Origin of the sequence: Prevotella bivia DSM 20514 (assembly GCF_000262545.1) — a bacterium.
Lineage (GTDB): Bacteria > Bacteroidota > Bacteroidia > Bacteroidales > Bacteroidaceae > Prevotella > Prevotella bivia.
Window position 1 is genome coordinate 756,807 of sequence record NZ_JH660660.1, and the last position, 25,131, is coordinate 781,937.

The 25,131-nt window shown below is 39.8% G+C and carries 24 protein-coding genes and 1 pseudogene; 17 read left to right on the forward strand and 8 right to left on the reverse strand.

What is annotated here, in order from left to right:
* Window positions 1-2: 2 nt before the first annotated feature.
* The 9 genes from PREBIDRAFT_RS05535 to PREBIDRAFT_RS05575 all read left to right on the forward strand — a co-directional run bounded on the left by PREBIDRAFT_RS05535 (window position 3) and on the right by PREBIDRAFT_RS05575 (window position 6,285).
* Window positions 3-521 (forward strand): OmpH/Skp family outer membrane protein, encoded by a 519-nt coding sequence (locus PREBIDRAFT_RS05535; RefSeq protein ID WP_004336698.1) that lies wholly within the window; start codon window positions 3-5, stop codon window positions 519-521.
* A gap of 41 nt (window positions 522-562) precedes the next feature.
* The gene (locus PREBIDRAFT_RS05540; protein ID WP_004336699.1) at window positions 563-1,066 is read left to right on the forward strand and encodes an OmpH/Skp family outer membrane protein; all 504 of its coding nucleotides are present in this window, start codon (window positions 563-565) and stop codon (window positions 1,064-1,066) included.
* A 150-nt stretch (window positions 1,067-1,216) separates the two neighbouring features.
* Window positions 1,217-1,720, forward strand: coding sequence for an OmpH family outer membrane protein (locus PREBIDRAFT_RS05545; RefSeq protein WP_004339446.1), 504 nt, complete (start codon window positions 1,217-1,219; stop codon window positions 1,718-1,720).
* A gap of 93 nt (window positions 1,721-1,813) precedes the next feature.
* On the forward strand, window positions 1,814-2,653 hold the full coding sequence (gene murI, locus PREBIDRAFT_RS05550) for a glutamate racemase (protein WP_004339448.1): 840 nt from the start codon (window positions 1,814-1,816) through the stop codon (window positions 2,651-2,653).
* Between the two features lie 18 nt (window positions 2,654-2,671).
* Entirely contained in the window at window positions 2,672-3,442 is a 771-nt protein-coding gene (locus PREBIDRAFT_RS05555) for a glycosyltransferase family 2 protein (RefSeq protein WP_004336702.1), read from the forward strand.
* Complete coding sequence (locus tag PREBIDRAFT_RS05560; RefSeq protein WP_004336703.1) at window positions 3,439-3,918, forward strand: cytidine deaminase; 480 nt, start codon at window positions 3,439-3,441, stop codon at window positions 3,916-3,918. The genes PREBIDRAFT_RS05555 and PREBIDRAFT_RS05560 overlap by 4 nt, the downstream gene beginning before the upstream one ends.
* A gap of 6 nt (window positions 3,919-3,924) precedes the next feature.
* A complete protein-coding gene (locus tag PREBIDRAFT_RS05565) occupies window positions 3,925-4,125 on the forward strand; it encodes a DUF4250 domain-containing protein (protein ID WP_004339450.1) in 201 nt (66 codons plus the stop codon).
* A gap of 421 nt (window positions 4,126-4,546) precedes the next feature.
* Entirely contained in the window at window positions 4,547-5,335 is a 789-nt protein-coding gene (locus tag PREBIDRAFT_RS05570) for a polysaccharide deacetylase family protein (RefSeq protein WP_004336705.1), read from the forward strand.
* On the forward strand, window positions 5,332-6,285 hold the full coding sequence (locus tag PREBIDRAFT_RS05575) for a glycosyltransferase family 2 protein (protein ID WP_004336706.1): 954 nt from the start codon (window positions 5,332-5,334) through the stop codon (window positions 6,283-6,285). The genes PREBIDRAFT_RS05570 and PREBIDRAFT_RS05575 overlap by 4 nt, the downstream gene beginning before the upstream one ends.
* Window positions 6,286-6,318: 33 nt before the next feature.
* On the opposite strand, the gene PREBIDRAFT_RS05580 is transcribed toward PREBIDRAFT_RS05575, so the two are convergent.
* The 3 genes from PREBIDRAFT_RS05580 to PREBIDRAFT_RS05590 all read right to left on the reverse strand — a co-directional run bounded on the left by PREBIDRAFT_RS05580 (window position 6,319) and on the right by PREBIDRAFT_RS05590 (window position 10,541).
* The gene (locus PREBIDRAFT_RS05580; RefSeq protein ID WP_004336707.1) at window positions 6,319-7,491 is read right to left on the reverse strand and encodes a glycosyltransferase family 87 protein; all 1,173 of its coding nucleotides are present in this window, start codon (window positions 7,489-7,491) and stop codon (window positions 6,319-6,321) included.
* Between the two features lie 24 nt (window positions 7,492-7,515).
* Window positions 7,516-8,700, reverse strand: coding sequence for a glycosyltransferase (locus PREBIDRAFT_RS05585; protein WP_004336708.1), 1,185 nt, complete (start codon window positions 8,698-8,700; stop codon window positions 7,516-7,518).
* 161 nt (window positions 8,701-8,861) lie between these two features.
* The gene (locus tag PREBIDRAFT_RS05590; protein ID WP_004336709.1) at window positions 8,862-10,541 is read right to left on the reverse strand and encodes a phosphoethanolamine transferase; all 1,680 of its coding nucleotides are present in this window, start codon (window positions 10,539-10,541) and stop codon (window positions 8,862-8,864) included.
* A gap of 230 nt (window positions 10,542-10,771) precedes the next feature.
* Between PREBIDRAFT_RS05590 and PREBIDRAFT_RS05595 the strand changes: the two genes are divergently transcribed.
* Entirely contained in the window at window positions 10,772-11,959 is a 1,188-nt protein-coding gene (locus PREBIDRAFT_RS05595; RefSeq protein WP_004336710.1) for a glycosyltransferase, read from the forward strand.
* Between the two features lie 105 nt (window positions 11,960-12,064).
* On the opposite strand, the gene PREBIDRAFT_RS05600 is transcribed toward PREBIDRAFT_RS05595, so the two are convergent.
* Window positions 12,065-12,877 (reverse strand): O-fucosyltransferase family protein, encoded by an 813-nt coding sequence (locus PREBIDRAFT_RS05600; protein WP_004336711.1) that lies wholly within the window; start codon window positions 12,875-12,877, stop codon window positions 12,065-12,067.
* A gap of 5 nt (window positions 12,878-12,882) precedes the next feature.
* Window positions 12,883-13,842 (reverse strand): lysophospholipid acyltransferase family protein, encoded by a 960-nt coding sequence (locus tag PREBIDRAFT_RS05605; RefSeq protein ID WP_004336712.1) that lies wholly within the window; start codon window positions 13,840-13,842, stop codon window positions 12,883-12,885.
* Window positions 13,843-13,961: 119 nt separating this feature from the next.
* Between PREBIDRAFT_RS05605 and PREBIDRAFT_RS05610 the strand changes: the two genes are divergently transcribed.
* Entirely contained in the window at window positions 13,962-15,107 is a 1,146-nt protein-coding gene (locus tag PREBIDRAFT_RS05610) for a glycosyltransferase family 4 protein (RefSeq protein WP_004336713.1), read from the forward strand.
* 61 nt (window positions 15,108-15,168) lie between these two features.
* Here the strand turns inward: PREBIDRAFT_RS05610 and PREBIDRAFT_RS05615 are convergent, their stop codons facing one another.
* The 3 genes from PREBIDRAFT_RS05615 to miaB all read right to left on the reverse strand — a co-directional run bounded on the left by PREBIDRAFT_RS05615 (window position 15,169) and on the right by miaB (window position 20,448).
* Window positions 15,169-17,148, reverse strand: a complete 1,980-nt coding sequence (locus PREBIDRAFT_RS05615; protein WP_004339453.1) for an LTA synthase family protein — start codon at window positions 17,146-17,148, stop codon at window positions 15,169-15,171.
* A gap of 9 nt (window positions 17,149-17,157) precedes the next feature.
* Window positions 17,158-19,032 carry an ABC transporter ATP-binding protein gene (locus tag PREBIDRAFT_RS05620; RefSeq protein WP_004336715.1) on the reverse strand — a complete coding sequence of 625 codons (1,875 nt, stop codon included), beginning with the start codon at window positions 19,030-19,032 and terminating at the stop codon, window positions 17,158-17,160.
* A gap of 87 nt (window positions 19,033-19,119) precedes the next feature.
* Window positions 19,120-20,448 (reverse strand): tRNA (N6-isopentenyl adenosine(37)-C2)-methylthiotransferase MiaB, encoded by a 1,329-nt coding sequence (gene miaB, locus PREBIDRAFT_RS05625; RefSeq protein WP_004336716.1) that lies wholly within the window; start codon window positions 20,446-20,448, stop codon window positions 19,120-19,122.
* 99 nt (window positions 20,449-20,547) lie between these two features.
* Between miaB and PREBIDRAFT_RS05630 the strand changes: the two genes are divergently transcribed.
* The 6 genes and pseudogenes from PREBIDRAFT_RS05630 to PREBIDRAFT_RS05650 all read left to right on the forward strand — a co-directional run bounded on the left by PREBIDRAFT_RS05630 (window position 20,548) and on the right by PREBIDRAFT_RS05650 (window position 25,054).
* The gene (locus PREBIDRAFT_RS05630) at window positions 20,548-21,804 is read left to right on the forward strand and encodes a peptidase U32 family protein (RefSeq protein ID WP_004336717.1); all 1,257 of its coding nucleotides are present in this window, start codon (window positions 20,548-20,550) and stop codon (window positions 21,802-21,804) included.
* Window positions 21,805-21,818: 14 nt separating this feature from the next.
* Window positions 21,819-22,235 carry a SufE family protein gene (locus tag PREBIDRAFT_RS05635; protein ID WP_004336718.1) on the forward strand — a complete coding sequence of 139 codons (417 nt, stop codon included), beginning with the start codon at window positions 21,819-21,821 and terminating at the stop codon, window positions 22,233-22,235.
* 15 nt (window positions 22,236-22,250) lie between these two features.
* Complete coding sequence (locus tag PREBIDRAFT_RS05640) at window positions 22,251-22,796, forward strand: RNA methyltransferase (RefSeq protein ID WP_004336719.1); 546 nt, start codon at window positions 22,251-22,253, stop codon at window positions 22,794-22,796.
* Between the two features lie 29 nt (window positions 22,797-22,825).
* Window positions 22,826-22,957, forward strand: a pseudogene (locus PREBIDRAFT_RS11705) (DUF4172 domain-containing protein); the annotation flags it as partial.
* Window positions 22,958-23,169: 212 nt separating this feature from the next.
* Complete coding sequence (gene cysS / locus PREBIDRAFT_RS05645) at window positions 23,170-24,657, forward strand: cysteine--tRNA ligase (protein ID WP_004336721.1); 1,488 nt, start codon at window positions 23,170-23,172, stop codon at window positions 24,655-24,657.
* Window position 24,658: 1 nt separating this feature from the next.
* Entirely contained in the window at window positions 24,659-25,054 is a 396-nt protein-coding gene (locus tag PREBIDRAFT_RS05650) for a hypothetical protein (RefSeq protein ID WP_004336722.1), read from the forward strand.
* The last annotated feature ends 77 nt before the right edge of the window (window positions 25,055-25,131 follow it).

Sequence of the window (25,131 nt, forward strand, 5' to 3'; positions counted from 1 at the left end):
AAATGAAGAAATTGATATTAATGTCTATGCTAGCCATCTTCTCGATGGTAGCTAGCGCACAGAATTTTGCACTTGTCGATATGGAGTATGTCCTAAACAACATCTCCAACTATACACAGGCTAACGAACAGTTAAGTCAGGTTAGTAAGAAGGTACAAGAGCAAATAGATGTGGTAAATAAAGAAGCTGCCAACCTTTACAAAGACTATCAGAGAGATATAGCGACCTTAACTCTCGACCAAAAGAAGAAGCGTCAAGATGCAATCATGGAAAAGGAAAAGAAGGCTGCTAATCTAAAGATGAAATACTTTGGACCCCAAGGCGAACTCGCAAAGAAGCGTGAAAAAATGATCACTCCTATACAAGAAGCTGTTTATGCTGCTATCAAGCTCATTTCTGAAAAGCGTGGATACAGCATGGTCATCGACCGATCAAGCCAAACAGCAGGTATCATCTATGGATCGCCTACTATTGACATCAGCAACGAAGTACTACTAGTACTCAGTGGTGGTGCCAAATAATAATCAAGAAATTTTATAAACACTTTAAACAAAAAACGAAAATGAAAAAGTTATTATTGATGTTGATGCTATGCGCACCAATGACAATGTTTGCTCAGAAGTTTGGTCACCTCGATTCACAAGCGCTTTTACAGTCGCTTCCTGAGGCTACTGCTATCCAAAACAAACTTCAAGCAAAGGGTAAAGAATATCAGAAGCAAATAGAAGATATGCAGGCTGAACTACAGCGTCAGGCTGAAGCTTACGATAAAGCAAAAAGCACTATGAACGCAACAAAGCAAGCTGAAACCGAAAAGACCCTACAGGATCTATATAATAAGATCCAGCAAACTGCACAAGATAACCAGAAAGCTTTCAATGAAGAGCAGCAGAAGCAACTAGGTCCTGTGCTTGAGAAGGTTCGTAACGCCATCGCAGCAGTTGCAAAGACTGGTGGTTACACCTACATTATGGAAAAGGCAGCTGGTCAACCCATCTACATCAACGAAGCTATTAGCAAGGATGTAACAGCAGAGGTTAAGGCTCAGCTAGCTAAAATGAAGTAAATATAACATTGGGGTGTCTTTACCCCCATATAATTTCTAACCCTAGCGTCTAGCAAACAGGGTTTAAGGGTGAGGTCACCGCATGAATTTTAATTCTTGCGTTGACCTCTTTTTTTTATCACACGGCAGTTAATATCTATCCAGAAAAGAATGAAAAAGTTCTGTTTTACACTGTTACTCATAACATTACCACTCTTGGTGAATGCTCAAAACTTAAAGTTTGGCTACTTTAGCTACGACAAAGTGTTCCATGCTATGGCAAGCTATGCCACAGCATCAAACACATACGCTTCGATTAAAGCTAAGTACGATGCCGAAGTTAAACGTTCGGAAGACGACTTCAATCGTCGCTATGAAGACTTCCTTGAGGTGCAACATAATCTCAATCCCTCCATTCTGCGCAAGCGTCAAGCTGAAATAGAGGAATTATTACAGCGTAACCGCGCCTTCAAAATAGAAACAGAACGCCTCTTAAAGCAAGCCGAACAAGCCACTTTTGCTCCTGTTCGCGACAAGCTTAACGCTACATTGCAAGAAATGGGACACGAGAGTGGTTACGCATTTATCCTTAATACGGATAACAACACCATGCCTTACGTTAACAATGCTGTAGGCGAGGACATCACAAACGCACTGATTACAGTGCTACAATAGTTGAGAATTGAGAATTGAGAATTCATATCAACTTATCAATGCTTATCAATGCTTATCAACACTCATTCCTTCACAAAATCATCCTCAAAAAATATGCCCTTCTATCCCCAACAGCCAGGTTCTATTGGTGTATTCGACAGCGGTTATGGTGGCTTAACCATTCTTCATGGCATCCAACAAGTGTTACCTGAGTACGATTATATCTACTTAGGCGACAATGCACGTGCCCCATACGGCTCGCGATCGTTTGAAGTAGTGTATGAGTTTACACGCCAAGCAGTGCTAAAACTCTTTGAGATGGGCTGCCATTTGGTTATCCTTGGCTGCAACACAGCATCTGCAAAAGCACTTCGAACCATACAGCAAAACGACCTGCCCAAGCTAGCTCCCGACCGTCGTGTGCTAGGCGTTATCCGCCCCACAGCCGAGGTTATCGGCTCGCTCACTAGCTCAAGACACGTAGGCATCCTAGCTACAGAGGGTACTATACGCAGTCAAAGCTATAATATTGAAATCCAAAAACAATCGCCCGACATACAAGTAACAGGTCTTTCCTGCCCACTTTGGGTACCTATCATTGAGAACAATGAAGCCGATTCGCCAGGAGCCGACTACTTTGTAAAGAAGCGTATCGATCACATCATGCGCCTAGACCCACAAATCGACACCCTTATTCTTGGCTGTACCCACTACCCTATCCTCATGCCTAAGATCCTAAAATATGTCGATCGAGGCGTGAAGATTGTACCACAGGGCGAGTATGTAGCAGCATCTTTAAAAGATTACCTCCAACGCCATCCAGAGATGGATGAGCGATGCACCAAGCATAGTAGTACAAAATATTACACAACAGAAAGTCCTACCAAGTTTAAAGAGAATGCACGTATCTTTATGCCCGAAGAAATCAATGTAGAACGTATTACTTTAGAATAGCAAATCCATAGTCAGAACATGGCACAAGACAATAAAATATCGGTAGTGATCAACACCTATAACGCTGAGAAACACCTCCGAGAGGTGCTCGATAGCGTAAAAGATTTCGATGAAATCGTAATCTGTGATATGGAAAGTAAAGATAACACACTTGCCATAGCAAGAGAGTATGGGTGCAAGATTGTAACCTTTGAGAAGAAAAACTATACCATTGTAGAGCCTGCCCGCAACTTTGCTGTACAAAGTGCTACTCACTCATGGGTACTTGTTACTGATGCCGATGAACTTGTTACCCCTGAACTTCGACAATATCTCTACCAATATATCGCTACCCCCAACTGTCCTGAAGGACTCTTCATTCCACGTCGAAACCGTGATATGAACGTGTTGGATATGGGACGATTGCGCGATTTTCAGCTACGTTTCTTCCGTCGCGATAAAGTATATTGGCCGCCACTTATCCATTCTATCCCTGAAATAGAAGGAAAAACAACCAAACTCGTCGATAACGATAAAGCTGTTTTCAATCATCTCGATGAGAATTACTTACACGATAGAATGGAAAAACTCAACCGTTATTCCGACGAAGAACTTGACAAACGCGCTAACAAACAATACGGTTTGGGCGCACTAATATGGCGTCCCACTTGGCGTTTCTTTAAAGCATACGTCATGGATCAACAATATAAAAAGGGGCTTCCCGGTCTCATCTCTAGCTATCTTTCGGGGTTTTACCAATTCCTAATTGTAGCTAAAACAATAGAAAAACGAAAATACAAAACGAAATGAAGACAATAGATTTAAGTATCAAGATAGGTTTTTGCCAACTTGATGAGCTCTCAGAGCAAGATCAAAAACTCATCAATAGTGCTATCGCTGCCACAGCCAATAGCTATTCACCTTACAGCCATTTCGCCGTGGGTGCAGCCCTATTGCTCGCTGATGGTACAGAGGTACGTGGCGCAAACCAAGAGAATGCCGCCTTTCCCTCTGGACTGTGTGCCGAACGTTCGGCTATCTTTGCAGCACAATCGGTCCACCCCGACAAAGCCATCACCACTATAGCCATTGCTGCAAAGAATGGTTATGGCTTCACGCAAGACCCTATTGTGCCTTGTGGATCGTGCCGTCAGGTAATCCTTGAAATGGAAGACCGCTACAAACAACCTATCCGCATTCTCCTCTATGGCACGGATGGCATCTATGTCATCAACAGTATTAAAGACATATTACCCTTACAGTTTGTAGCCAACTCAATGAAATAACCCACTATGGAATATCTACCTAAAGACCCCGCAATACTCGTTAGCACCATCAATATGCTATTACGCGATGAAGAGTTCGACGAATTAGAACCACTTTGCTACTCCTTCAACGAAGATCCTAGCGACATCAAAGCTCGCCTCAAAACAGAAGGATACGTATATAGCGAAGCACAAAAACAGTTCCGCCCTATTGGGTATGATGAATAAAAACATATACAGCTAAGTAGCTAAAGGTTAGCTTTTTACAGGCAAAAGCTAACCTTTTTTGTTGCAAAACATCAACTATTAAGAGCAAAAATAAATTAAAAACGGAATAAAAATAAATTAAAAACAGAATAAAAATAAATTAAAAACAAAGCAAAAGTAAATTATTTTTTAGAGCTAAAAATCACCTTTTTCTACAAGAAAGGTTAGCTTTTACAAGTCAAAAGGTTAAGCTTTGATACCATAAAGGCTATCTTTCATCAACCACTAAAATAATGAATATCTTTGCAATCATCACAATTATTTCATTACAAGAATAACTTTATTTGCACACTCCACCGATAATCGCTAACTTTGCCTATGATAGAACAGCCAAACATTCTTTACATTTGGCAAGCAGCTATCCACACAAAAATACATAGATATGATTTTATTAAGTTTTGATACAGAGGAGTTTGACGTACCTAAGGAGCATGGAGTACCCTTTACGCTTGCAGAAGGAATGGCGGTCTCTGTGGAGGGAACTACCAGAATACTCGATTGTTTGAAAGCAAACAACGTAAAAGCCACCTTCTTTTGTACGGGCAATTTTGCGGAACAAGCTCCAAAAATTATGCACCGCATTGTGGCAGAAGGACACGAAGTGGCGTGCCATGGGGTGGATCATTGGCAGCCTAAACCAGAAGATGTGTTCCTATCAAAAGAGATTGTAGAACGCATAGCAGGCGTTAAGGTATATGGCTATCGCCAGCCACGTATGTTTCCCGTATCCAATGCGAACTTAGAAAAGGCAGGCTATCTTTATAACTCATCGCTCAATCCTGCCTTTATCCCGGGGCGTTACATGCACCTTACCGATCCACGCACCTACTTTATGGAAGGAAAAGTATTACAGATTCCAGCTTCTGTTACTCCTATCATTCGCTTTCCACTTTTTTGGTTATCCTTACACAACTTGCCACAAGCACTTTATCACGCTATGGTGCGCCGCGTTTTACGTCATGATGGCTATTTCGTAACTTATTTCCACCCATGGGAATTTTACGATCTGAAAGAGCATCCAGACTTTAAAATGCCTTATATCATTAAGAAGAATAGTGGCAGAGCGATGGTTAATCGTTTGGATAAACTTATTAAAATGCTAAAACTTAGAGGTGAAACGTTTGTTACTTACACCCATTTTACAGAACAAAAAAAGCAAGTAAAATCATGATAAAACTAGCCACGGTATCACCTTGTTACAACGAGGAAGAAGTTCTTATATCCTCTATTCATAAGCTAACAAACCTTTTTCAGGAGCTTATCCAAAAGGAGATTATTTCAAAAGATAGTTGTATAGTGCTTGTAAACGATGGGAGTAGCGACCGCACTTGGGAAATCATCAACGAAGAGCAACAACGTAATAAGTTTGTGCGTGGTATCAACCTAAGTTACAATGTAGGACATCAAAATGCTATTATGGCAGGTATGATGAAAGCAAAGGATTGGGCAGATGCAGTGATCACCATCGATGCAGATTTGCAAGACGATATTCAAGCTATTCCCAAGATGATATATGAGTTTACAGAAAACAAGTGTGAAGTAGTGTATGGTGTAAAGACTTCACGTAAGGCAGACCCTGTACTAAAACGTATATCAGCACAAGCTTTTTATAAATTACAGCATAAGATGGGAGTGAATAGCGTGTTCAATCATGCTGATTTCCGGCTGATGAGTAAGAAAGCACTCAATATTTTAGCCCATTTCCATGAACGAAACCTTTATCTTCGGGCTTTAATTCCGATGTTACACTTACCTTCGGCAACTGTAGAAGATGTAATTAGAGAACGTGAAGCAGGGCAGTCAAAGTACACGCTACGCAAAATGCTCAATCTGGCACTAGATGGTATTACCTCGTTTTCTATAAAACCCATCTATTATATTCTTACTACTGGCTTAGCTTTTATCGCTATGAGCTTCATCATTGGCATTTATGTACTTCATGCTTTAATTATTGGTACAGCCTATCCCGGTTGGGCATCAATTATGATGAGTATATGGCTCATTGGTGGCTTGATGCTTCTTTCTATAGGTATTATTGGCATTTATATCGGTAAGATTTACACAGAGGTAAAGCAACGCCCCCTCTATGAAATAGAAGATATTGTGGGGGAAGAAAATTAAAGATTGAGAATGGAAAGTTGAGAACAGTATAGGCTAAACACTTTTCTCACTTCTCTCATACTTTACTGTGAGCATTTCATAACAAAGCCTCAACCAAACAATAAGGCAGGGCAAGGCCTTAAGAGCATATTGCTGAATAAGTCCGCGCTTAATGCAACGAGGATAAAGGTCGGACGAGCCAAAACCAGAGATCATAAACACAAATACGAGCAAGGCTATAGCCCACGTTCCACGCTTCTCAGGACTGCTATACCACCAAATACTCACACCACATAGCGCAATAATATAAGAGCTCGACTCGCTTCCTGTACTAAACAATACTACGAACAGCAATACCGAAGCAAGCAGAGCCTCACGAAATTTCACATACTTATATTGCTTAAAACGCAAATAAGGTAAGGCAAAAAGCACCAAAGCAGGAGCTATTATCCATAAGTCGGAATACGTATTGTTACCCGATATACGACGAACCAAACCCAAAGCTGATATGTTTTGAGCAATAGATCCTAGGTTTTCACCATTTTTTTCCACTAAACAAGTAAACCATGCTTGATATTGTTCCACCACGTATACTGGCGAACTGATAAGCATTGGGGCAACAAACATCACTACAGCCCAAAATAATAGTGAGAGGATAAACTTTCCTTTCTGCTTAGAGAAAAAGAAAAAGGCAAGCCCTACAATGCCATAAAGCTTCACAAAAGAGCCTAACATAATGAGGCAGGCAGCCCAAAAGTCGCGTTTATTCTCAATAAGATAAAACGAAGAGATAATGATTGCAGCAATGGCAATATTAAACTGCTGCATAAAAAGAGCTGTCGACAAGGTGTGAGCACAAAACCAATAAAGAAAGATTTGCTCCTTTTGCTTTAGATTGGAACGGCTCACGGATACAAAGAGTATCAGCGATAGTCCCACACACCAAAAGAACATACCTAGCCAATCGGGCATAATGGCAAAGGGAGCAATGATCAATGAGAAGAAAGGTCCATAATGATTGACATCGAAATACTCGTCAGGATAAGCCGCATAAAGCGAAGTACCATTAACAGTATGCCAATAAACACCACGAAATATCTCAAAGTTGTTATGCTGACGGGTAAACTTAAAAGCCCACGAGAGAATGCCAATAAGTGTCCAAAGACCTAAAAGCGTGCGCTTATCACGAAAAAAAGGATGCCTAAAGTATTGTTTTAGTGTTACCATGAGCGTGTATATAATTAATGATGGTTATCGTGGCATATCGCCATCTAACAGACGTCTGAACTTTTCTCCATTTACTTCCCATGTAAATTGTTTCTTATGTTCAGCTCTCCCCTGAGCAATGCGTTGCTGCAACGCTTTATCAGTCAATGCCTCGTGCATAGCCTTCGCCAAAGCCTCAACATCGCCAACAGGGGTAAGGAGGCCCGCTTTGCCGTCATTGATGATTTCATGAGGACCAGTGGGGCAATCGGTAGCAACAATCATCTTATCCAACAACAACGACTCTATCATCGTAGTGGGTAGACCTTCATATTTTGAACTTTGCACAAAAAGCTGGCATTGGCTTATCCAAGGGTAAGGATTTGACATAAAACCAAGAAAATGTACGTAATTCTTGACACCTTGCTTCACGGCTTCATCTTGAAGTTGTTGTAGAGCATCTCCTTTTCCTATGATGTATAGTTCTTCATCATGACCATACTTTGAGCGTAGAATAGCGTATGCCTTGATCAACGATGTTATATCCTTTGATCCTTCTTCCAATCTTGATACACTTAATAAGAAAGGTTTCTCTATGCGCTTATCCTCCACAGGCATTTGCGCCTTTCTTTGTATTTGCTCCAAATCCATAGTGTTGTATATCATGGTTATGCGATCCTTAACATTAGGATAATATGTACAAGCCTCCTTGTACATATCTTTAGCTATGGTAACAATATGATCGTACACCTGAATTCTCTTTTTCATTTTAGCAACTACTCTTGGTTCTCTCTGTTGCTCTTGGCTTATAGACGAGTGGAAAAAGACTATCTTCTTAGCCTTGACCGACTTCAAAAATGAGGCTTGATCATGGCTAAAATCAATGATTACATCGTTGTTTCGATCCAACTTAGCCATACGATAGGTCTTTAATCCCCTACGAATGGGATTAATAAATATCTCGTCAAACAACTTTATCGGCTTAGGAAGGCGGTTCCTCCTTGACTGTTTAGCCCATACAAGAATAGGAGATTTCGCAAAGTAGACAATCTTCACCTCATTGGGTAAGTATTTTTTAAACACTTCTTGCTGACCTGTATATTCACCTATAACTAAAGTTATATCGTAGGTATCAAGCTGTACTAGGTAATTGAGATATTGGAGAAGCACTGTCTCTCTTCCACCATCCAAGAAGAAGCTGATAATAAATGCTATACGTTTTCTTGTCATAAGAATGTTTCAATAAGTTTACAAAAATATAATTAACCGCAAAAGTAGAAAAAATATCTGAGCCCCCAAAGCCTAATTAGAAGAATGCTTTCATAATATGAAAACTCCTCAAAAAGAGGTAATATGCTTCAATCGTATCTTAAATATTTTCCTAAAAATATTTAAGATACGATTGACTTTTTATAAAGTTTTTTTCCACAATATCGTTTCCTATTGATATTAAATTGCTTATTAAAAACACTTAATTGAGGATTATACCCTTCTGCTTTTATCTCCATTATATCCAAAATGGAATGTATCATATCATCTGTTACAAATGGACGATCTACACATTGCTTGATACGTTGTGCCAGTTTCGGGCGTTTAGAACGGAAACTTTTTGACATATAAACCAACATAGGGATTTCTATTATACGATTATTAATGCAAATTTCTCCATGACCTGCCACATTTTTATTTATTTCCATAACATCTTCTCCATGATCTGATGTATAAATAACAATAGCATCCCTATTTTCAAATCGCTTTATAATCTCATTCATAATACTATCATTATAACGGATAGCTGTGTCATAGTTAGCTCTTTCCTCTTTTGCTCTTTCAGATTCTCCCTGTTCTTCACTTACTGAATACGCTTTAAAGGTGTCGGGATAGCGACATCTATAACGTTGATGAGTTCCTAATAGATGTAAGACTATAAAATTTTTGACTTTTGGATGTGCCATCACCTTATCTAACAGTGGCAACAATGCAGCATCATAAGGTTCTACTATGGTCGCCTCTGAAGAATTACGAAGTTTTGTAAAAGCATACATATTACAACGTTCAGCATATACTCTACCATGATTTCCCCATTCTCCAGAAGACTCTTGATTTGACAGCCACATAGTATAATAACCTGCTGTTTTCAAAATACTAAATAAGTCTGTATATTCATACCATTTACCTCGTTCATGCTGTCTATAAAAAGTGAAAAGTTTTTCCATCACATGCAGAGTTTGCCCATTAGGACTGATGACATCTGTAAATTTCAACAGATCTCCTTCAGCTTCTCGCTTACTCATATAAGGAGTGTTATTAAGATTATAGCCATAAATACCCATGTGATGACGTGATGTGGATTCTCCAAGAATATAAACAACATATGGAATAGAACTATTATTCTTCAAAAGTCGAGAAACAGGGGGATTTTTAAGCATTACTGCCAATTTCTCCATATTAGAATAGCTTTCTGATAAATAAAAACAAGTACGCACCAAAGGAAAACATCTATACTTCAGATTATTCATCGTACTTTCACTTTCCTTACATGTATCCTTAACGATGTTCACAATTGTGAAAATAGACGAAAACACCATCCAAAAAGCAAAAATAGGAATAACCCTAGAATTATACTTCAATTTTATAAGTTGCCTTGAAACAAAATATAAAACTAAAAGAATACAAATAAGAGCAGCATACAACCAACCACTAGTTAAATTAGCCCTTGCATATTCCAAGGCTTCAGCTTTATTAGTTGCATATAATGCCTCTATAATAGCTTGATTAGGTATTGCATGGTAATAAATTAGAAAGAATACATCAATTATGAAAACAACAACTGCTATCCCTATCAATAATCGCCGTATGCAGTTGCGTAATTTGTTAGGACGAATAACATCTGTTACCCATGCTAAGCATAATGCTAGAAAAGTTGTATAAAAGTATAAGTGAATAATTCTTCCAAAAGAAATTGGAAGCATAAAAATAGTAAGACTCAGAAATAAAAGAATAGAGATAAATGCAAAATTTCGTACAGCAAAGTTTATTATAATTACTTTAGCGTTATTGAGAAATTTCATACGTTTTTAGAATAATGTTTCAATAAGTTTACAAAAATATAATTAACAGCAAAAGTAGAAAAAATATCCGAGCCTCCCAAGCCCAATTAGAAGAATGCTTCTATGATATAAAAAACTCTTCATAAAGAGATGATGTTTTATGGTTTATAACTATCTTTGTATAAGATAGGCGGCAAAAGTTCGTACATTAATAGTTATTATTTACGTTTAGAATGTTATAAAATTCAAATATGTCATCACCTTTTCATCTTGTTTTTCTCGTCTCAGGACTTCTTGATGGCGGTATAGAAACTGTTTTAATAGAGTATCTAAAACATTTTTCCAAAGACAAAAAGTTTAAAATAACGCTTTGTATAGCCAAAGCAATGGGCGAACTAGAAGTATATAAGAAAGAAATACCACCGACCGTAAATATTGTATACTGCTCGAATACGAAGCTATTAACCCACTTTGCACAGCAAAGAGCATTACGAAAAATATCAAAGCTAGGGAAGCTTTTTGATGAAATAATACTTAATCCCATCAGAAGATACCAAACTAGACGGGGTATTCAGCAAGTAATAACAGATGCTGACGTTGTTATCGACTTTGATAGTTGTGCCTATTCCCACCTTAAAAGCTGTACGGCTAAGAAGATAGCCTATTTCCATTTCAGCTTTAAACAGCGCGTAATGCAGGACAGACGACGAATGGAACGACTAGGCAAGGAGCTAGAAAGATACGATAAAATTGTTACTATTTGCGAAGCAATGAGGGCAGAAGGAGAACAACTCTTTCCACATTTGAAAGAAAAACTTGAGGTAATCTATAACCCAAAATTTCAAAAAGATGTGCAAGACAAAGCAAAGGTTCGCCCTAACGATAACAGATTTGATCAACCTTTCTTATTGGCTATAGAACGATTAGAAGAGTCGCAGAAAGACATAACTACGCTATTAAAGGCATATTCAATCCTTGTTAAGACCTACCAACACACTGAGAGCCTTTACATCATTGGTAAAGGGAAATCGGAAAATGAATTAAGAGAACTAGCCAAAGAGTTGGGAGTAGAAGATAAAGTTATCTTCTTAGGGTTTATGCCTAATCCTTATCCTTGGATAAAAAGAAGTAAGCTATTGGTGCATAGTGCTAAGTTTGAAGGATTACCTACCGTTCTAATAGAAGGGCTAATGCTTAACAAACTTATCGTGGCTACGGATTGCCCTACTGGTCCGGGCGAACTTTTAGCAGGCGGAAAGGCTGGTTTGCTTGTTCCCGTGGGTGATGCGCAAGCACTTGCCACAGCCATTCATCAGGCACTCACCGATACCGACTTGCAAAAGCAATTACTAAAGGGAGCAACGGAACGTGCTTTCGACTTTACATTCACAGCTATTGAAGCAAAGTTGAACAGAATAATGTGTATAGAAGCGTTATAACCGTATACCCCGAGAAAGACATAGTCCTTATCCTTCACGGAAATGATAAGGCTCAATGTACCTATCCGTTATTTGTGAATATGCAATCTTTGCACGAAATCTAGATTAGATGATATGTTTAAAAAGGTGATCAAAATACTCAAACGACTCACGTGTAAGTGGTTTTAGAGGGTCTAAAATCCAATAGAGAGGCACGTTGTGATACATAGATGCAGTGAGCGTAAATGTGCTTGGTGCGCCAATAAGGTAATCACAATGCGACAAAAAGCAGAGATCTTCTCCTGGATTGCCATTTGGGAAATGTACAAATCCATTGCCAAAAGCATGCTTATAAGCATCGCGATTGAGCTTAGGATCGTTGCCACAGATAAAAATTTCAACAGTTTTATCAGGGTATAGACTCACAAACTGTGCGATAACGTGCATAAACTGGTCATCATTATAAAAGTATTTACCGCCTTGCCAACGCGCATAGTCGCCTCGACGAATGTGTACACCAAGCTTAATAGTGTCCTTAAAGGGCGCAAGCGTTTGGGTTATCTTCTCTTCTATATCATCATGAAAACGGAAAAGACGGAGTATTTCGGCTTTATATTTCAAGAACAAGTCATAATAACGCACATACCATCCCTCCACCAATAAGTGTTGATGGGTTAGCATCTGTGTCTCGTTAGCTGAATAATCGGCACTTTCACAATCAAAAGAAACGGTCTTAAACAACCCTATTTTTGCTCCATACTTTCCTAAAAGATAGAAAAAGAAATTGTGATACTTAGTATCGCTGATGTGAAAATAAGGGTATTTATAGGCAAAGCGCATAGACATCGACTTACGTCCATGCTCCCTTGCCCAAGCATATACATGTGCATACTGCAAGATATTGTTGCACATTCTGCCTTTATCGCGTACAAATAACATAGCTTTTACTGGATACCTTTTTCTTTTTTAATAGTTTCTAAATCGCGTAAATCGATGATACCTGTCTCTTTATTCAAGCGGATATTATACTCTTCATGCGTGCGCTTCCATCGTTTGTGACTCCATAGATAAATACTAGGATCGTAGATAATACTCTTTTCTAGGAGATCGAAGTAAGTATCGGTAAGTTCATAATCAGGAAACAGCTTCGGTTGATCGGTTATGAGTTTGAACTCACAGGTATAATAACCACGCTTCACACGACGCACATCACCATAATATACTACCTGATCGGTACTTTTTATCATGCGTTCAGCACCTGTAAACACTGGTGTATCGTGGTGAAGGAAGTCGATCCAATGGTGGATATTATTCCAAAAAGGAGCTTGATCGGCTATATATCCCAACACAACGGGGATGCCTTTGGCACGATATTTCACAAGTTTACGCAACGATTCATTCATCGGGATACACACCCCACCATAGTGCTGGCGTGCTTTCAAGAATATTTTATCGAATATTTTATTTTCTAATGGGTGATAAATTTGGGTGCATTTGCCGTCAGAATGGAGCCAAAGTGGCAAGGAAGTAATCCACTCCCACTGTCCGTAATGCCCTAAATAAACTGCTACCGAACGCTTATCAGTCCAATTTTTATCTAAGTTTTCACAGCCAATGAACACCATACGGCGTTTCACCTCTGCCTCACTCATAGTCATTAGCTTAACAGTTTCGACAAAATAATCGCACAACCACGCATAAAAGTTATTGATAATGTGTTTCTTTTTCGTCTCATCATAGTTGGGAAAAGCTGAAGATACATTCTCCCATATTACCTGATAGCGATACTTTACTATCTTTGCAAGCACAAAATAAAATACATCGGATAACACATAAAGCACCCGAAGAGGTAATAACGATAGTAAATACCAGCAGGAATATACGAGAGTATAGAGTATCTTCATTGAGCATTGTTTTGCACAAAATTAACAAAATCATTGCTACCAACCAAGTTTTTAAAGGGTTATCGTGGCACATTCGCCTTTTTTCTTTATCTTTGAAGTGCTTTTAAAAACTTCATTAGATGAAAGATACTCCCATTATCATAGGCTACGATGCCAAACGAATAGTGCGCAATGGCACGGGACTAGGCAATTACAGTAGGACGCTTATCAAGAATATCATCCATACAAAAGACTTGCGTTTTACGCTCCGTTTATATGCTCCTGATCAAGGTAAGGAGGCTTTTCGCCAACAGATAAAGGAGACTAAGCAAGTATATTATGTGTATCCTCACGGTAAGAAAGGGAACATCGCCAAGGCTTGGTGGCGCTTTTCGGGTATCAATAAGGATTTAATAAATGATGGTGTGCAGCTCTATCATGGACTATCGGGCGAGCTACCAAAGGGTATTCATGGCACTGGCATCAAGACTTTAGTAACCATTCACGACCTCATCTTCCTTCGTTTTCCAAAGTATTACAACTGGCTAGATGTGCAGCTTTACAAATATAAGTTTCAACTAACGTGTAGGGAAGCCGACAGAATTATTGCTATTAGTGAATGTACTAAGCGCGATATTATTGAGTTTGGAGGTGTAGATCCTAGTAAAATCACGGTTGTTTACCAAGATTGTGAGCAAGCTTTCAAGGAAAAGATAAGCGAAGAGAAGCTTGCAGAGGTGAAGGCGCGTTATAATTTGCCTGATAAATACCTTCTAAATGTGGGTAGTATTGAAGAAAGAAAAAACGTATTGCTTGCCGTAAAAGCCTTTGGCAAACTAGAGACTGATGCTAAAATGGTAATTGTGGGAAAGCATACACCTTATACCGACAAGGTGATAGACTATATAACAGCCCACAAACTACAAGACAAGGTAATGATATTGCATGGTGTTCCCTTTGCCGATCTGCCTTCCATTTACCAACTTGCCCACTCCTTTGTATATCCATCACGCTATGAAGGCTTCGGTATTCCTATCATAGAAGCCCTTTATAGCCACTTACCTGTTGTAGCATGCACGGGCAGTTGCTTAGAAGAAGCTGGTGGTACGGATAGTATTTACGTTGATCCTGATGATGTAGAGGGTATGAAAGCGGCTCTCTTGTCTGTACTTTCTGAAGTAAATAGGGCGGAAATGATAGAAAAAGGACTCAACTATGTGAAGAAGTTTGATACGCTAAAAGTTACTAAGCAATTAATAAACGAGTATCAAGCACTCATAAAATAACCATATACAACCATCCTTCCAACAAAAAAGCAGCCCAACAAAAGGACTGCTTTCTTGTTGTTTACCTCCTTGGTTTCAACTTATCGTTCACCATTCGGTACATGTATTGTTGTATGATAGCTTTTACTTCGCGTTCCATTTGTGCTTGCTCTTTCACCTTTCCCTTAAGGTTATGCTCCATAAGTTTATCGTCTAAGCGATAAATCCCACGTGTTTGTTTGCCATCAAACTGTAATACATAGTCGTATTTGCAATACTGATAAATGCCATTGAGATAATTAACGGCATAGGTTTCGCGCATTGGTGTGGTAAGCAAATCGCACCCAAACGAAAAATAAGGCTCATCATAACCTAAAGCACTCATCACCGTTGGCAGAATGTCTATTTGCTGAGCAATACCATTGCGCATACCCGGCTTAATCTCTCCGCTAGGATCATAGACAATAATAGGTGAGGCAAAGCCACCAATATCGGTTTGATATTGCTTGTGGTCGCTAAGATTAGTGTGATCGGAAGTCATCACAAAGATAGTATTCTTAAACCAAGGTTGCTTCTCTGCAGCAGCAAAGAACTTACCAATAGCCATATCCGTGTATCGAATACACTTATGAATAACAATGCCTTCCTCCTTATATACATTCTTATATTTGTCGGGGATAATATAAGGTGTGTGGCTTGACACTGTAAAGCAAGCTGTCATGAAAGGTTGTTTCATCTCGCCTATCTTCGTTACCCAATACTGAAGAAAGGGTTCGTCCCAAATGCCCCAATGTCCATCGAAGTCGGCATCGCCACCAAAACGAGGGTCAGTAGCATAGTCTTGCCTACCATAATATTGCTGAAAACCTGTCTTTTTGGCAAAGGCTAGAAAACCCATTGAGCCACGATTAGCACCATGAAAGAAAGAAGTGGTATAGCCTTTTTGACTTAGCAAACCAGCCATACTCGTGTAATCGTTCATAGAAGCAGGTGTAAGCACAAATGGTTCTTTAAACATTGGGATCCCACAAAGTACAGAAGGCATACCGTCAATGCTCTTTCGTCCATTACAGAAAGAGTATTTAAAGACCATGCTTTTGTCGATAAGCTTATCTACATTAGGAGTATAACCATAATTACCACCATCTAAATCCTTATTGAAAGCACCAATATATTCACGACCGAAGCTTTCCACAATAAGCACAACGACATTCTTTTTGCGGAAAGGATGGGTAGGTTTAGGTGTATGAATAGGTGTGAAAAACTTCTCTGCCTCTTTAATACTCGCATAATAATTAGGCACTTCAAATACATCTTTGCCAATCGTTCTAATCAAAGAGAAAGGAGTATTAAGGACAAGGGCACAATCGGTAGGACGGTCAACATATTCGTTGGCATTATTGACAGTGATAGGGCGAATACCCGATTCTAGTCCTCCACGACAAGCTCCCACGATTAACGGAGCAAGAGCTGCCAAGCAAAAGAGCTGGATTAAGCCATATTTTACCTTACCTTTCACTGTAGGATAGCTAGTTGCTGAAGTGCTAGGAGTAACGTAAAGTTTCCATAAAAGGAAAACAACGAGAATGGTAAGCATTACCAAATACCAATGCACAAGGATCTCACCTGCAAAGACATCGACAAGATTATGCTCGTTACTAAACTCGCGAAACACACTCGTAGTGGTACGGCGAAGGGTGTAAGGGAAATATACAGCATCGCAAAGATTGAGGACAAAACTAAAGGTATTGACCACCACAAACACCCATTTACACACCAAATGGTAGGCTTTGTTCTCCTTTAACCAAAGCGGAAGGAGCATCAAAACGATATAAAGAATATTGGTATAGGCAATAGCAGAGCGGTCGAAGATATAACCTCCCCAAAACATTGTGGATAAACGAGAGACTGAAAGTCCTTCGGAAAAATAACTATAATTCTCGAATAAGAATGCTAATCGTGCAACGATATAGAGCAAAAAGACGAGAATAAGATTAAGTAGTAAGGCTGTTAAAGACCCAAAACTAGACTTTAACAATTTTGCATCCTGTAGTTTAAACATAATAAATTTCTAAATTTCCTGCATATCATGTAGCTTCTTATAATAGCCTTCTATCGCCATTAGTTCATCGTGCGTGCCACGTTCTACTATCTGCCCTTCGTGCATCACACAAATTTCATCGGCATTCTTGATTGTAGAAAGGCGGTGAGCCACGGCAATAGTAGTACGTGTCTTCATCAAACGGAAGAGCGCATCTTGTACTAAACGTTCGCTTTCGGTATCTAGCGCAGAGGTAGCCTCATCGAGAATAAGAATAGGTGGGTTCTTCAAAATAGCGCGAGCAATGCTCACACGCTGACGCTGACCACCAGAAAGGCGACCACCACGATCACCAATATTGGTATCATATCCCTTTTCACTAGCCAAAATAAACTCGTGGGCATTGGCTATTTTAGCAGCATTGGCTATCTTTTCATCGCTTGCTCCTTCCATACCAAAAGCTATATTATTACGGAAAGAATCATTAAAGAGAATGGCTTCTTGGTTAACATTACCAATAAACTGACGCAAATTATGCACACCAAGATCCTTAATATTAATGCCATCTATTAATATTTCCCCTTCTACAACATCGTAATAACGAGGAATAAGGTCGAGCAATGTTGACTTTCCGCTACCACTCTGCCCTACAAGGGCTATAGTTTTACCCTTTGGAATAACAAGATTGATATTCTTTAATACCCAATGTAAAACAGGATTACCTTCTGCATCGCGCTCATCGTTATAAGCAAAACTCACATTACGGAACTCTATTTGGTGTTCAAAAGTATCCAAATGAGATGGTTTTTCAGGATCTTTAATCTCTATTTCTGCTTTTAAAATCTTATCTACACGCTCCATAGAGGCAAGACCTTTAGGAATATTATACCCCGCTTTAGAGAACTCTTTTAACGGATTGATAATGCTATAAAGGATAACAAGGTAATAAATAAAAGTAGGACCGCTGATAACAGGATATTGTCCAAGTACTAAAATACCTCCAAACCACAACACAACCATGATCATTACCGTACCTAAGAACTCGCTCATTGGGTGCGCCATCTGCTGGCGAATATTCACTTTCATGATGTCATCGCGATATTGTGAGTTGATTTGATCGAAGCGTTCGTTCATTCTCTCCTCTGCACAGAAAGCTTTAATAACGCGTAATCCGCCTAACGTTTCCTCTACCGTACTCATTGTATCGCTCCAAAGTGCTTGTGCTGCAATACTGTTTTGCTTTAGTTTACGACCAATAAAACCCATTAACCAACCAAAGATTGGCACAAAAACGATAGTAAACAACGTGAGTTGCCATGAAATAGTAAGAAGGGTTGTAAAATAAATAATGATCAAGATAGGGTTCTTAAACAACATATCAAGCGACGACATGATAGAACCTTCTATCTCTTGCACATCACCACTCATACGGGCAATGATGTCGCCCTTACGCTCATCGCTAAAGAAACCTAACGAAAGAGAGGTTATTTTCTGATAAAGTTGGTTACGAATATCACGAACAACACCTGTTCGGATAGGGATAATATAGGCCGACGACAAGAAATAAGATGCCGTTTTGAGAAAGGTCATAGTAGCAAGTGCCAAACCTATGATTAGCAATGTTGTAGTAGGTCCCCAACTAGTGATATAGATTTGGGTGTAGTAGTCAAAGTTATTGGATACTACATCTTTTAAAGTGTCTAACGAGTCGATGTTACTCCAAGCCATAGCGTGCGTAACACTAGTACCCGAATCTACCTTAAACAATATCTGAAGAATAGGTATTAAGGTAGCAAAAGAGAATATATTCAGCAGAGCTGATAGTATATTGAATATCACCGACAGTACAAGATACCGCTTGTAAGGTGGAACAAAACGCCGTAATACTTTTATAAATTCATTCATAACCTCTGCAAATATAAACTATTTAGAGTAGAACAGCAAAGAAACAAATGTCTTTCCGCTCTACTCTAACTTCTTTTTTATTCTATATCAAATCTCTTCCCCTATTAATGTTGCACTAGAAGAGCTTACGATACGCACATGAACAGTGTCGCCAATATGGTGATTTCCCTTTGGAATAACCACTGCTTTGTTCTGTGGCGTACGTCCCATCAACTGATCATGGCTACGTTTCCCAAAGCGTTCAATCAATATATCAAACTCTTTTCCTTCGTCTTTCTTATTCATTTCAGCAGAAATCTGGGTCTGTAGATGAATAAGTTCGTTCAAACGTCTGACCTTCTCTTCTTCTGAAACATTGTCAGGAAGGTGCTTAGCAGCGTATGTTCCCGGACGCTCTGAATACTTAAACATAAAAGCAGAGTCGAAGCCTACCTCACGCATTAAGTCAAGTGTTTGCTGATGATCCTCCAACGATTCGTTGTGATAACCCACAAAAATATCGGTTGTCAAGCCACAATCTGGAATGATACGACGAATAGCAGCTACCTTATCAAGATACTCTTCACGTGTATATTTGCGGTTCATATCCTTCAAAACGCTATTACTTCCGCTCTGCGCAGGGAAGTGAATATGGTGGCAAAGATTAGGTTCGTCGGCGATAGCTTGTAGGATATCCTCTGTCATATCCTCTGGATTAGAGGTGGTAAAGCGTACACGCATATTAGGAACACTTTGCGCAACCTTACGCAAAAGCTCGGCAAACGAAGTTCCATTCTCTGGGCGTTTACCGTTAGGAAGCAAGCCATACGAGTTTACATTCTGTCCCAATAAGGTTACTTCCCTAAAGCCACGCCCCTTTAAGTCTTGCACTTCTTGCAAAATGCTCTCCACATCGCGTGAACGTTCGCGACCTCTTGTAAAAGGCACAATACAGTAATGGCAGAAATTATTGCAACCACGCATAATGCTAACAAAGCCTGAAACACGATTGCCCCCAATGCGTTGAGGAATGATATTACGATAAGTTTCTGTAGTAGAAAGTTCTATATCACAAGCATTATTACCATTTTCACACTGTGCTATCATGTCTGGAAGATTGAGATAAGAGTCTGGGCCACACACAAGATTTGCGTAATGGTTTTCTATTAAGTCGTCTCTTACACGTTCAGCCATACAGCCTAGCACACCTAAAATAAGGTCTCTACCCTTTCTTTTCTCTGCATGTAGTGTCTCAAGGCGGTTATAAATCTTGTTTTCTGCGTTCTCACGTATCGAACAAGTGTTGAGGAAAATAGCATCCGCTTCTTCTTCTTTCTCACAAACATCGTAGCCAGCCATCTTCATAACCGATGCAACTACTTCTGAATCTGCCACATTCATTTGGCAGCCGTATGTTTCTATATATAGTTTCTTCATCAAAAATCTAACTTAACACTTAATGTGCAAAGGTAGTAAATACTTTGCAAATAGGCAAATATGAGATATTTTCTATACCTTTGCATAAAACTTAGAATAATGATAGATTATAATAGCGAATACGAAATAATGGCTCCTGTGGGGTCAAGAGAGTCTTTAGCGGCAGCTATTCAGGCTGGAGCCAACTCTATTTACTTTGGCATTGGGAAGCTAAATATGCGTTCTCATTCGGCTAATCACTTTGATATTACCGATTTAAAGGAAATCGCTACCACTTGCAATGAGAAGAATATTAAGACCTATCTCACTGTTAACACAGTGATTTATGGGGAAGATATTAGCACTATGCACGAGATTATTGATGCGGCTAAGGAAGCAAATATCTCGGCAGTAATTGCTAGTGATGTGGCAGTAATGATGTATTGCCGACAAGTTGGCGTAGAGGTTCACCTCTCTACACAGCTTAATATCTCTAATATTGATGCGCTAAAGTTCTATGCTCAATTTGCGGATGTGGCTGTATTAGCACGCGAACTGAACATGGATCAGGTGAAAGAGATCCACAAACAGATATTGGAACAGAACATCGTAGGACCAAAGGGCGAACCTATCCGCATCGAAATGTTCTGTCATGGTGCTTTTTGTATGGCTGTTTCGGGCAAGTGTTACATGAGCTTACACGACAATAATCGCTCAGCCAATCGTGGAGAATGCACCCAAATATGCCGTCGTTCGTATATTGTTACCGATAAGGAAACAGGTAACCAACTAGAGATCGACAATAAATACATCATGAGTCCAAAGGATTTGAAAACCGTTCGTTTTATCGATCGTATGATGGATGCGGGTGTAAGGGTATTTAAGATTGAAGGACGCGCACGCGGACCTGAATATGTTCACACTGTGGTAACTTGCTATAAGGAGGCTATCGAGGCAACCCTTAACGGCACTTACACCGAAGAAAAGAAAACAGAACTTGACGAACGCCTATCTCGTGTGTTCAATCGTGGCTTCTGGGATGGATACTATCAAGGACAGAAGTTGGGCGAATGGACGAAGAATTATGGCAATAAAGCCACCGAAAAGAAGATCCAAGTAGGTAAAGTTGTGAAGTATTTCTCCAAGATTGGTATCGCAGAAGTAGCTGTACAGTCGGGTACTTTCAAGAAAGGCGATAAGCTTTTAATAACCGGACCTACCACAGGAGCAATGTATGCTAATGCGGAAGAGATCCGTTTCGACCTTGAACCAGTTGAAACAGCCGAGCAAGGCACACGCGTTTCTATCCCTGTTCCTGACAAAGTGCGCCCTAACGACAAGTTATTTAGAATAGACAAAGTAGATATTAAGGACTAAAAAGATAACAAGATATGACTATTAATGAAGCACAAGACGCTGTAATTGAAGAGTTTGAAGAGTTTGACGATTGGATGGATCGCTATCAAATGCTGATCGATCTTGGTAATGATCTTGCTCCATTGGAAGAGAAATATAAGAACGAACAGAACCTTATTGATGGTTGTCAGAGCCGTGTTTGGCTACAATGCGACTATGTAGAAGGCCATCTTGTGTTCACTGCCGACTCTGATGCGCTCATCACAAAGGGTATTATCGCACTTTTAATTCGTGTCATTAGCGGACATACACCAAAGGAAATCATGGATGCCGACTTATATTTTATCGAAAAAATAGGTCTTCGTCAGCACCTAAGTCCTACCCGTAGCAATGGTTTGCTATCAATGGTAAAGCAGATAAAGGCATATTCTATCGCCTTTAGTACTAAGTAATTTCGAGTTAAACGTATGCGCAAATTACGCACAATAGAGATGAATCGCCTCTCGATAGAGGAGTTTAAGGAGGCTAACAAGTTGCCACTTGTTGTCGTTCTCGACGATGTTCGCTCACTCTATAACGTGGGAAGCGTGTTCCGATCGGGCGATGCTTTCCGCATTACTGCTGTATACCTTTGTGGCATTACCGCTACTCCACCTAATACCGAAATCCATAAAACGGCACTCGGCGGTGAGGACTCCGTCGATTGGAAATACTTCGAACACACTGAAGATGCTATCAAAGCACTCCACAGTCAAGGCTATTACGTATATTGTGTGGAGCAAGTGGAGGGTTCTACAAAACTTCAAAACTTACAATCTACACTCGATACCACTCAACATTACGCCATTATTATGGGCAATGAGGTAAAAGGTGTGAAGCAATCGGTTGTCGATCTTAGCGACAACTGCCTTGAAATACCACAGTTTGGTACCAAACATTCGCTCAACGTGAGTACCACCGCAGGCATTGTTATTTGGGAGTTTGCTAAGGCTTACTTAGAACATATAAAGTAAGAAGCTGTCCACATAGCATTAGAAAATAGTTGCAAGCTGTGGCAGACAATATGACGCACGATGTAGTACATTCATCAGAAATAGAAGGTATTCTGCTGAATGTAGACGATGTATGCTCTTCCATAGCCAGACATCTAGGTATAGAGAACGTAAAACAGACACTTGATGCTGCGTTATATCTAAAAGGAGAAATGCCCTTACGAAGGCTGCTTTCCAAATATTGCAGCTATCTCATAAACTAATTATTCTCTCCATTTAATATTGAGCCTAGATAATTCCCTATTCAGCCTCAACAATAATTTATTATCCCTCAATACCTCTGTAACCCACTAAGTTTTTGTAACTTTGCACTATAATAATAGATATAACAACTATGCAAGATTTAGTGATTTACAATACACTGCATCGAAAGAAGGAGTTATTCCAGCCGATAGCAGCACCTAACGTGGGAATGTACGTATGTGGACCAACGGTTTATGGCGATCCACATCTAGGACATGCACGCCCTTCAATTACTTTTGATATACTGTTTCGTTACCTTCAGCACATTGGTTACAAGGTGCGTTATGTTCGCAACATTACCGATGTGGGACATTTGGAACACGATTCCGATGAGGGCGACGACAAGATTGAGAAGAAAGCACGACTAGAACAGCTCGAACCTATGGAGATTGCGCAATATTACACCAATCGTTATCACGATGCTATGCGTGCGCTAAACGTGCTTCCACCTAGCATTGAACCACATGCTACAGGTCATATCATTGAACAAGAACAGCTTGTTGATGAGATTATGAAGAATGGTTACGCATACGAAAGTAATGGTAGCATCTACTTTGATGTAGCTAAGTTTAACGAAGACTATAAGTATGGCGTGCTATCAGGTCGTAATTTGAACGACATGATAAATAATTCGCGTGAGCTTGCAGGAGTGAGTGAGAAACGAAATCAGGTAGATTTTGCGCTTTGGAAGCGTGCTATGCCTGAACACATTATGCGCTGGCCATCCAAGTGGAGCGAGGGCTTCCCTGGTTGGCACTGCGAATGTACTGCTATGGGCCGCAAATATCTAGGCAACCACTTCGATATTCATGGTGGAGGTATCGACCTTGTGTTCCCTCATCATGAGTGCGAGATTGCACAAGCTGTAGCTTCACAGGGCGATGAGATGGTGAAATACTGGATGCACAACAATATGATTACCATTAACGGACAGAAGATGGGTAAGTCGTTGGGCAACTTCATTACCCTCAGCGAGTTCTTCACAGGCAGTCATGAGAAGCTGGAGCAGGCTTACTCGCCAATGACTATTCGCTTCTTTATCCTTTCAGCACATTATCGTGGTACGGTCGACTTCTCTAATGAGGCTCTTCAAGCATCACAGAAGGGTTACGAAAAGCTGATGAATGGCATTGAAGACTTAAGCCGTGTGCAAACTTCAGGCGAGTCGGATACCAATACAAAGCAGTTTGTTAGCACCTTCCGTCAGAAGTGTTACGATGCAATGAACGATGACTTGATGACACCTGCCGTTATCTCTTCACTCTTCGAGGCTTGCCATGTGGTAAATCTTTTAGTCGATCACAAGGCTCAAATCTCTGCCGATGACCTTAAAGAACTATCTGAAGTTATGAATATCTTCGCCTTCGATATTCTTGGTCTCCGCAACGAACGCAGTGCTAACAATGATGCACGTGAAGAGGCTTTTGGTAAGGTTGTCGATATGGTGCTCGATCTTCGTGCTAAGGCAAAGGCTGAAAAGAATTGGGCTGTCAGCGATCAGATCCGCGATGCTCTCGCTGAAGCAGGCTTCAATGTAAAGGATACCAAAGACGGTGTTACGTGGAAGCTGGATAAGTAGCATGCTTAAATACAACTACTTACATTTCATCTTATACGCAGCTTCTTTGCTGCTCATCCCCATTCTGCTAGGAATAATAGCTGCACGACCAGTTAATATTTATCCTTTCCTTGGGATAGCTGTGGCTAATCTCATGATCTTGTGCAAGTATATCCAGCGCATAAAGATAGAGGATGACGACATAGTGGTGAAGAAAGTATTTAAGAAGGAGTGTATTGCTTACAACGAGATACGGAATATTGTGATAGAAAAAGATAAGTTTTTCTTCTCTCCAACTATCCTGTTAAGGATCAATACAAAAGCAAAGCGCATTACACTTCACATCGGTACACTGCCGTATGATCAGCGTCAGAATGTAGTGGAATTGCTGAAAAATAAAGTAAAACTAATCTATTAAATAGTAAAAGGTGATGTTTCTACGACCGAAACATCACCTTTCTTTTTTTAAAAGCTAATCTTTTAAATATATTTTTA